This window comes from Brevundimonas sp. (assembly GCF_030656255.1).
In the GTDB taxonomy this organism is placed as follows: Bacteria; Pseudomonadota; Alphaproteobacteria; order Caulobacterales; family Caulobacteraceae; genus Brevundimonas.
In genome coordinates this window covers 1-9,768 of the sequence record NZ_JAUSOE010000022.1, presented here as the reverse complement: position 1 = coordinate 9,768, position 9,768 = coordinate 1, and the positions used below count along the sequence as shown (strand labels likewise).

The 9,768-nt window shown below is 62.0% G+C and carries 7 protein-coding genes; 3 read left to right on the top strand and 4 right to left on the bottom strand.

Annotated elements, in window-relative coordinates; genetic code table 11:
* From Q7J26_RS02095 to putA, 4 genes are all read right to left on the bottom strand, one after another.
* A partial coding sequence (locus Q7J26_RS02095) for a right-handed parallel beta-helix repeat-containing protein (RefSeq protein ID WP_304934861.1) occupies window positions 1-909 on the bottom strand: 909 nt, incomplete at its 3' end.
* Between the two features lie 239 nt (window positions 910-1,148).
* Window positions 1,149-1,412 carry a hypothetical protein gene (locus Q7J26_RS02090; RefSeq protein WP_304934860.1) on the bottom strand — a complete coding sequence of 88 codons (264 nt, stop codon included), beginning with the start codon at window positions 1,410-1,412 and terminating at the stop codon, window positions 1,149-1,151.
* Between the two features lie 106 nt (window positions 1,413-1,518).
* On the bottom strand, window positions 1,519-2,808 hold the full coding sequence (locus tag Q7J26_RS02085) for a glycosyltransferase family 1 protein (RefSeq protein ID WP_304934859.1): 1,290 nt from the start codon (window positions 2,806-2,808) through the stop codon (window positions 1,519-1,521).
* Between the two features lie 397 nt (window positions 2,809-3,205).
* Window positions 3,206-6,349 carry a bifunctional proline dehydrogenase/L-glutamate gamma-semialdehyde dehydrogenase PutA gene (putA, locus tag Q7J26_RS02080; protein ID WP_304934858.1) on the bottom strand — a complete coding sequence of 1,048 codons (3,144 nt, stop codon included), beginning with the start codon at window positions 6,347-6,349 and terminating at the stop codon, window positions 3,206-3,208.
* 110 nt (window positions 6,350-6,459) lie between these two features.
* Here putA and Q7J26_RS02075 point away from each other — a divergent pair, with 110 nt between their 5' ends.
* The 3 genes from Q7J26_RS02075 to Q7J26_RS02065 all read left to right on the top strand — a co-directional run.
* The gene (locus Q7J26_RS02075; RefSeq protein WP_304934857.1) at window positions 6,460-6,921 is read left to right on the top strand and encodes an Lrp/AsnC ligand binding domain-containing protein; all 462 of its coding nucleotides are present in this window, start codon (window positions 6,460-6,462) and stop codon (window positions 6,919-6,921) included.
* A 114-nt stretch (window positions 6,922-7,035) separates the two neighbouring features.
* Entirely contained in the window at window positions 7,036-9,252 is a 2,217-nt protein-coding gene (locus Q7J26_RS02070; RefSeq protein ID WP_304934856.1) for an AGE family epimerase/isomerase, read from the top strand.
* A 92-nt stretch (window positions 9,253-9,344) separates the two neighbouring features.
* A partial coding sequence (locus Q7J26_RS02065; RefSeq protein WP_304934855.1) for a glycosyltransferase occupies window positions 9,345-9,768 on the top strand: 424 nt, incomplete at its 3' end.

The following is a 9,768-nucleotide window of genomic DNA, read 5'->3' as shown; positions in this document are numbered from 1 at the left end:
CGAAGGACGATTATCGAGGACGGTATTGCCGGTTATGGCGACGTTTCGGATACGCACTGCGGGGCCCAAAGTGTCTCCCACCAGGATGCCAAAACTATCCACCCCCGGGTGCGCCGTACCGGTGTTGCGGATGATGTTGTTTCGAACAACAACGTTCTCGATCTGACCGCCAAGGTCCAGCCCGATGTGAATGCCCTGTTGCGCGGCTTCTTCCACGAGATTGTTCTCCACCAAACAATTGCCTGGCGCATCAATTCCGAAAAGGCCGGCTCGTCTCACAATATTACCGATGATACGCGACCTGCCGAAGGGCGTGCCGTCTTCCGATACCCCAATGCCATCGTATCCCGCCCGCCGATTGTCGTCGCAGACGTTCTGTTCGATGAGGGTTTCATCGCTCGAAGGGTCGAAAGCAATCATGAAGCCGCCTTCGACGCCTCCAAGCGACCCAGTCCCATTAAAGATGCGATCGGGAGAAGTCGCCTTTGTGACGTGATTGCCGGTGATCTGCGTGCCCTTGCAGCCCAACATCGCGGACAGGCCGTGGTAGCCGGTACGGTCGATGACGTTATTTGCAAGACGGCCTTCAGTGGAAGACTCCAGATTGATGCCCACCCAACCGACATTGCGGATGACGTTCCCTTCGATGACCGGACCCAGATGCCTATAAGCGCCTGCCCCCCCCGAGATATCGATGCCGTCGAACGACAGGTTGCTGATGATGCAGTTTTGGACTGTTAGACCGGTAGTAGATCCGTTGGCACGGATTCCGGAGATCACGTGCGCTAGAGCCGCCGCCCCATCCACCTCAACGCCCCTAACGCCGCTACCACTTCCCGCTGCGAACTCGATCGCCCACTGACCTTGAAACGCTGCAGCCAGGGTCAAGCGGCCAGGGCCGGTGAGCATCCCGCCGCCGCCAATGACAAGCGGTCGATCAATTGCGTAGTTCAGCCCCCCTAGGTCGATCCGCCTGCCGGCGTAGGCGTCCCGGAAAAGGCGATCCGTCTCAGCCGCCGAGGCGGCCGGTAAACGACTCCGGCCCACGACGCGTGAGCCCCCCGCGCTGGTTCCCGGCTTGCAAGCGGCAGAGGTTGCCAGCACGCTCGCCATTGCGACGACGATATCGCGGCGACCAAGGAGATTTCTCAAACCGACAAGAACCTTTCGGCTTCAAGACGCAGACGGATGAACATCCAGAGATCGCCGACATTTACGGTATTCCCGCGCTCGTCGCCCGAGGTGAGGATTGGGGGCAGAACTATGCTCGCGTAGCTGGCGGCGACGAGATTTCTATGGCCGAAATCTATCCAGTCGATGGATCCCGCAAACCCGGTCAATCCGTCCTTACTCGACAATTTCGGGTGCGTCATGGCAATCAGGGTGAAGGTCGCGAGGACGGTGTCGATCACGACGTCGTCCCAGATGCGGAATATAGCGTGCCAGCATTAAGTCCAAGGAACAAGACCTTAGCTTGCAGAGGGAAAACGAATAGCGCGACGATCGAAAACTCTATCTTCATAGCCCCACGCGTGCGTAAAGCTTTTGCAATCGCTTTTGATATTCTTTGGGCTTGAAGGCCATCGCCCGCTCTAGCCCTCGGGCAGCAAGTTCAAGCGTGAGATCCTGGTCCTGATCGAGCGAAAGGATGGCGCGGGCAATGGTCGAGGTGTCGTAGGGATCAACGAGTAGGGCCGCGCCCCCCGAAATCTCGGGTAGGGACCCCGCCGTGGAGGTCAGCACTGCAGTGCCGAGGGCCATCGATTCCAACACCGGCAGGCCAAAACCTTCGTAAAGGGACGGGAACAATGTTGCTCTCGCGCCGCGGATCAGTGTCATCAACAAGGGGAAAGGGAGATATTCGTACTGACGGACCCGCTCTGCTTCGGCTCCGCCGTTGCGCCGAATTCCATCCAGTAGCGCGGTCTCATCTTCCGACATCCAAGCAGCCCCCCCCACAATAATGAGTGGGCACGCCGCGCCGCTTGCCAGATAGGCTTCTATGATCCGCCCTAAATTCTTTTTCGGCTCAATGGCTCCAAAATGAAGCATATAGCCCTTCCAGTCGAGGCCGAAGATCCCCTCAAGCTCCCCTAGGATTTCCTCCTGTGGGCGGTTCATAATTTCGTCGGGCAGGGTGATGGCCTGATAGGTGTTCATGACACGATCTTCCTCAACGCCGAGAAGCTCGATCACGTCGCGGCGAGTCGTCTCTGAGACCACTGCGATCTGGTCGGCGTTGCGCGCAATCATTTTACACATCTGCATATACCGGCCAGGATCGTCCGTCGTCAGATGTGGTAACTTGAGCGGGATCAGGTCGTGGATCGTATAGACATTGGCCATGCCCGCGGCACGAACTGGAAGGGTCGCGGTCCAGTGCATAACTGTCGGAGCCGGAATCTCGTCTGTACACCGAAAGGTAACCGGAGTTTCCGTACCGTAGTGGACGAAGGCCCGGCTGGCGAGCCGATAAAGGGAGGGCGACATCCAATAGTGGTCGACGTCCGGGCGATTTTGATCTCGCCAGACGACCTGTCCGGTCGGCTTGACGGGATAGGCGCTCTGACCGAAGCGGCTGATCAGGGTTCGAGCGAACAGTTCGCCCTTGCCCCATTTTCGGCGGACCGTTTCGCGGCCTGCGATGGCGGATTCATCCGCGACGTCGCCGCCGTGGCCCCGCGTCACCGGTCCTGCCAGCAGCGACGGGCTGAAGCCCAGAGTGCGCGCGTTCGCTAGCAGGTTCCGACCATAAGTCGCAATGCCCGTACCCTTTGAGAGGCCAATATTGTAGCCGTCGATGCACAAGCGTCCGTGCGGAACGCCAAGCGTGGCAGGAGAGGTCTGAGATGGAGTCATCGGCTAGGCATACATGAACAATGGGCGCAGGGGGATGGCACCACGGCTATTGTTCCGACCGGTAAACCACAGATTGCCGACCACGGCGTCTATCAGACACGGGGACTGTTCTCTTCACCAGCTGTCCACGGCGCGGCAGGGATTGGGGCACCGGACCGGAAGAGGCCAAGGCCATCATTGATGGCTAATCCGAATTGGGTTCATCAACACCGGACCCAGAGAGTTTACTTCTCCAAAATGAAGCCGCCAGACACCGAATTCACACTCCTCTAACAGTAAATTCCTTTTGAATACTTCAATATAACAGCTTATACGATCAAACGACGCCGCCTTGTCTTCCGCCGCCTTAATTTTCTCCCGATAAATTTAACAGCGTAGGATCTCCTCCCTGCGCAGCGATGTTCACGCTGATCGCTTTTTCGGATGCATAGCGGATAAGGCTGTTTGGCCCGCCCGCCTTGGGGCCGGTGCCGGACAGGCCTTCACCGCCGAACGGCTGGACGCCGACCACGGCGCCAGTGATCGACCGGTTGACATAGACGTTGCCCGCAGGGACGAGGTCGATCACTTCAGCGGCGAAGGCCTCGATACGGCTGTGGACGCCCAGGGTCAGGCCATAGCCGCGGGCGGCGAGCTTGCCGGCGACCGACTTCAGGTCGGACGGGGCGTACCGGTAGATGTGCAGGATGGGGCCGAAGACTTCGCGTTCCAGGAAGTCCGGCGTTGGGATTTCGGCGATGGTAGGGGCGAACAGGTCGCCCTTTTCGGAACCCAGCGGCAGGTCGGCGCGAGCGATGATCTTGGCCTCGTGAGACAGGCGTTCGACGTGAGCCTCCAGGGCGCGGCGGGATTCCGGGTCGATGACGGGACCGATGTCGGTCTTGGGATCGGCGGGGTCGGCGACGGTCTGGACGGCCAGGGCGCCCTTCAGGCCCTCGATCAGGGCGTCGGCCGAGTCCTTGGGTACATAGAGGACGCGCAGGGCCGAGCAGCGCTGGCCGGCCGAGCCAAAGGCGGACTGGATCACGTCGTCGATCACCTGTTCCTTCAGCGCCGTGGTGTCGATGAACATGCCGTTCAGGCCGCCGGTCTCGGCGATGAAGGGGATGATGGCGCCGGGGCGGGCGGCGATGGCGCGGTTGATCGCGGCGGCCGTGTCGGTGCCGCCGGTGAAGGCGACGCCGTCGATTCCGGGGTGGGTGACGAGGGCAGCGCCGACCGTCTCGCCGCGGCCGGGAACCAGGGCCAGCAGGTCCGGGTTCAGACCGGCCTTGTGATACAGGCGCACGGCCTCGGCGGCGATCAGCGGCGTCTGTTCGGCAGGCTTGGCCAGGACGGCATTGCCGGCGGCCAGGGCGGCGGCGATCTGGCCGGTGAAGATGGCCAGGGGGAAGTTCCACGGGCTGATGCAGGCGAAGACGCCGCGTCCGTGCAGGAACAGTTGGTTGGTTTCGCCGGTCGGGCCCTTCAGTGTCTGGGGGGCGGTGAAATCGCGCTCGGCCAGCAGGGCGTAGTAGCGGCAGAAGTCGGCGGCCTCGCGCACCTCGGCGACCCCGTCGTTCAGGGTCTTGCCGGCCTCGCGGCTGAGCAGGGCGACCAGGCGGTCCAGATCGGCCTCCAGCGCATCGGCCATGGCGCGCAGGACGACGGCGCGCTTGGCGCCGCCCTGACGGTCCCATTGAACCTGGGCGTTCGCAGCGGCCTCGACGGCGGCGTCGATGTCGGCCGCCTCGGCTTCCGAGACATGGCCGAGCCCCTGCGACCGGTCGAAGGGATTGGTCACGGCCTGGGCATGGATCCCGGCGCGCAGCTTGCCGCCGATGATCGGGCCGGAGGTCAGTTTCTCGCGGTCGATCCCTTCCAGCGCGCGCGCATGCGCGTCACGGACGGCGGCCTGGGAATAGTCGCGGCCGAGGGAGTTCTGACGATCGCCGTACATGTCTTGCGGAACCGGAATCTTGGGGTGACGGTCGGGCGCTTGCTCGACCAGGGAGATGGGATCGGCCGCGACGGCCGAGGCGGGGACGCGCTCGTCCAGCAGGGCGTGGACGAAGGAGGAGTTGGCGCCGTTTTCCAGCAGGCGCCGAACCAGATAGGGCAGCAGTTCCTCATGCCCGCCGACGGGGGCATAGGCGCGGACGATCACGGTCTCATCGGCCCACGCCTCGTGCGCCGCGTCGTAAAGCGCCTCGCCCATGCCGTGCAGGCGCTGGTGCTCGACGGCCACGCCCCGGTCGCGGGCCATGCGACGCACGGCGGCTAAAGTGTGGGCGTTGTGGCTGGCGAACTGGGAATAGATCGCCGGCGAGGCCGCGATCATGGCCTTGGCGCAGACGAGATAGTTCAGGTCGGTCGCCGCCTTGGTGGTGAAGACCGGATAGTCGGTGCGGCCGAACACCTGGGCGCGCTTGATCTCGGTGTCCCAATAGGCGCCCTTGACCAGCCGCACCATCAACCGGCGGCCCGAGCGAAGGGCCAGGTCGGCGACCCGTTCGATCGTCTCCAGACCGCGCTTCTGATAGGCTTGGACCGCCAAACCCAGGCCAGTCCAGCCGCCCAGCGACGGCTCATGCGCCAGCCGGTCCAGCAGCTTCAGCGACAGGGCCAGACGGTCCGCCTCTTCGGCGTCCATCGTATAGTTGATGTCGTATTTGGCCGCGATCTGGGCCAGGCGCAGGATGCGGGGATACAGGGTCGCCCAGACGTCATCCTCATGCGTCGCCTCATAGCGGGGCGACAGGGCCGACAGTTTCACCGATACGCCATGACCGTGTTCCGGCCCCTGGCGCTTCGAGGTCTTGCCCACCGCCTCGATGGCGTCGGCGTAGATCTTTTCGTAGCGGTCTGCGTCGGCGACAGTCCGCGCGCCCTCGCCCAGCATGTCGAAGCTGCACAGCCAGCCTTCCCTGTTCGACCGCTTCAGCGCCCCCTGGATGGCGCGGCCGACGACGAACTGTTCGCCCATGATCTTGACGGCGGTCGCCACCGCTTGGCGGATGACCGGCTCGCCCAGACGGCCGGCGATCCGCTTCAGGAAGCCGGGCAGGTCGCTGCGCGCCTCGTCGTCCACGTCCACCAGCTTGCCCGTCAGCATCAGGCCCCAGGTCGAGGCGTTGACGAACAGGCTGTCGGACTGGCCCAGATGGCTGGCCCAATCGGCGGACCCGATCTTTTCGGCGATCAGCCGGTCGCGCGTCTCCTCGTCCGGCACGCGCAGCAGGGCCTCGGCCAGACACATCAGGGCCAGACCCTCGCGGGTGCCCAGCGAAAACTGTTGCAGGAAGCTTTCGACCACGCCCTGTTTCTTCTGGCTGCGGCGGGCGTGTTCGACCAGGGCCGTCGCTTCCGCCACCACGGCGGCGCGCTCGGTGGCGTCCAGCGGCATGCGCGCCAGGTTGGCGGCGACGGCTTCGCGCTCATCGCGGAACTTGTGCGCGTCCAGACCGTCCCAGGCGGCCAGGCTCGAAGGCGTGAAAGCGGGCGAGGTCATGGGCGGGAAAATCCTGTGGATTTCCGCCGTATAGGCCGGAGTTCATTGAAGGTGCTTCGTATGATACGAGACTTGACCGAAGATCGTTCGGTGCAGAGCCTCGATTTCCGATGATCGATATAGACGCTGTCGACCGCCGCATCCTGCGGGTGCTCCAGACCGACGGCCGGCTGTCCAACGCCGAACTGGCGCGGCAATGCAACCTGTCGCCCGCCGCCTGTTTCGAACGGGTCAAACGACTGCGCGAAAAGAAGATCATCACCGGCTACGCCGCCATGATCGACCCGACCCAGGTCGGCCGCGACCTGCTGATCTTCGTCGAGGTTCTGCTGGACCGCACCACCGGCGACGTCTTCGATGCCTTCGCCGCCGCCGTCCGCAGCCAGCCCGAGGTGCTGGAGTGCCACATGGTCGCCGGCGGCTTCGACTACCTGATCAAGGCCCGCGTCGGCGACATGGACGCCTATCGGGCCTTCCTGGGCGACGTTCTGGTGCGCATGCCGGGCGTGCGCGAAACACGGACCTATGCGGTGCTGGAAGAAGTGAAGTCGACGACGGTGTTGCCGCTCTGACTAGAAGCGTCGAACCAAGTGACGGGTCGCGCAACTCTGGCGCATTCGACAGGTGACGCGATAGCAAAGCTCGCGTAGTAGGCGGTTCGGTCAAGAAATGGCAGCTCTAAGAATATGGCAACGCTTTACCCGGTCATCATGTGCGGCGGTTCAGGTACGCGGTTGTGGCCTGCGTCACGGCCATCCCTGCCGAAGCAATTCATCCCGCTGGCGGGAAACCGGTCACTGTTTCAAGAAACAGTCGAACGCGTTGTGTCTTTGGCGGCGGGAGCTGACCTCATTGTCGTCGCCGGACTATCACATCGCGACGCGATCCAGTCCCAACTTGACGAGATCGGGATATCGGCAACGATAATCTTGGAACCTGAAGGTCGGGATTCTGCAGCTGCCATGGCCGCTGCCGCACTTTGGACGACCCAGAAGGATCCTGACGCGATCAATCTGTTTGTCGCTTCTGATCACCACATCCCCCACGAAGAAGAATTCAGGGACGCGGTTCGCGAAGCCGTTGTCGGCGCTGAGGATGGACGTATCGTCACCTTGGGCGTCGTGCCGACCGAACCGTCGTCGGCCTACGGATATATTGCGCCTGAAGGCCCTGGCTTGTCGGCAGTCGCCGCTTTTGTTGAAAAGCCCGACGCTACGACGGCGCAGCGCTATATCTCCGAGGGGTACCTCTGGAACAGCGGCAACTTCATCGTCCAGTCCAAGGTCCTCGTTCAAGAAATAACAGACCGCGCCGCCGCAGTCGCGGAAGCCGTAGAGGGCGCATTGGGGAGTGCAGTGCAGGATGACGCATACATCCTGCTGGGCTCGGAGTTCAAACTGGCTCCAAAAATCTCGATAGATTATGCGGTGATGGAGAAAACCAGTCTCGCCGCAGTGCTGCCGGTACGGTTCGCTTGGACCGACCTCGGCGCGTGGGATTCCGTGCACGCCTCAGGCGAGGGCGATGTCGGCTTGCATGTTCTGGAAGACTCGGAGGGCTGTCTGATCAGAGCCTGCGATGGCGTGATGGTCGCCGCGATTGGCTTGCGGGACGTTGGAATTATCGTAGAGCGCGATGCGGTCCTGGTGACCGATCTGAGAAAAAGCCAAGAGGTGAAGAAAGTTGTCGATCGCCTTCGAAACCTCTCTCCTCAACATTTGGACTTTCCGCCACTTCCGGAGCCGGAAGGGCTGAAAGACGGTGCGGTCAGGTTGACGAACTGGTTGCGGCAAGCCGCGCTGCCGGTTTGGTCCGGTTTGGGCCAGGACGCTACGGGGGCTTTTGAAGAAGTTCTGGCACTTGATGGCCGGCATGTCTCGGCCCCGCGCCGCGCCCGTGTCCAGGCGAGGCAGTTGCAGGTCTATGCGGAAGCAGGATTGCAGGGCTGGCAGGGCCCTTGGAAGCCGGTGATTTCAAAGGGTCTTGAGCGACTTAGGTCTCTCTACCTGCGTCCTGACGGGCTGATGCGCACGCTTCTTACAGCCGACGGCTCGCCAATGGACGAGACCGCGATGGTTTATGATCAAGCGTTCCTGATCTTCGCTCTCTCACGCGTGTCGGCTGCAACCGGCGACCCCGCGCTGGAAGTCGATGCGGCTGCCGTCAGAGAAGAAATACTTAAGCGAGCGGATGCTGCCGGCGGCGTAATGGAAAGTGGGGCTCACCCTTACCAATCAAACGCTCATATGCATTTGCTAGAGTCCGCCCTCGCCTGGGAAGAAGCAAACGGCGACGCAGCATGGGGGCGTCTCGCTGACCGCATCGTAGACCTAGCTCGGACCCGATTCATTGATCCCCAGTCCGGATATTTGCTGGAGTTCTTCCAGAAGGACTGGTCTCCGGCAGCAGGAGAAGACGGGCGTTTGGTCGAGCCGGGACATCAGTTCGAGTGGGCTTGGCTATTTGCAAGGCATGGCCGCAACAGGCGCGATGAATCCGTCATTGCGGACGCCTGGAGACTTTATGAAGCGGGCCTGAAGGGTATCGACAGGAAGCGCAATATCGCCATAGACGCCATGAACACCGACGGAAGCGTCAGGAGCGGCAGATCCAGGCTCTGGCCTCAAACTGAATGGCTCAAGGCGTCTCTTATACTGGCGTCGTTAAGCGATGACGGCAAACGCGTTCAATGTTTGGAACAGGCCGCCAATGCGCAGCGCGCGCTTTGGAAATATCTCACGCCGCAAGGACTTTGGCATGACAAGCTCCTTGCCGCTGGCGAGTTCATCGACGAGCCAGCTCCTGCCAGTTCCTTCTATCACATCATGGCAGCTTACGTTCAGGCGAAAGAAACCCTGACCTTACTTGATCCTGATATGGCTCAACCCTTGCGGCTGCTTTAGGTGCCGGAGACATCGGAGACCGTCTCGCCTTCGTCATTCGAACCGTCTAGATGTTCCGCCCTTACTTAACGGCTCAGGGTCCGCCCGCCTCAATGCGCATCGTTCTGGCCACCGACGCCTGGGAACCTCAGGTCAATGGCGTCGTCCGCACCCTGACCCGCACGGTCGCGGAATGCCGTGGCATGGGCCATGAGGTCGAGGTCATCGAGCCCAGCCTGTTCAAGACCATTCCCTGCCCGACCTATCCCGAGATCCGGTTGGCCCTTGGGGCGGAAGAAGAGATCCGTGAGATGTTGCGCGCCTTCGAGCCTGAGGCGGTTCATATCGCTACAGAAGGTCCGATCGGCATCGCCACGCGCCGCATCTGCGTGGAATGGAAACTGCCGTTCACGACCAGCTATCACACCAAGTTCCCGGAATATGTCTCGTCGCGTTTCCCGATCCCGGTCCAGGTCGGCTACGCCTATATGAAATGGTTCCAAAAGCCGTCGGGCCGATTGATGGTGCCGACCCCGA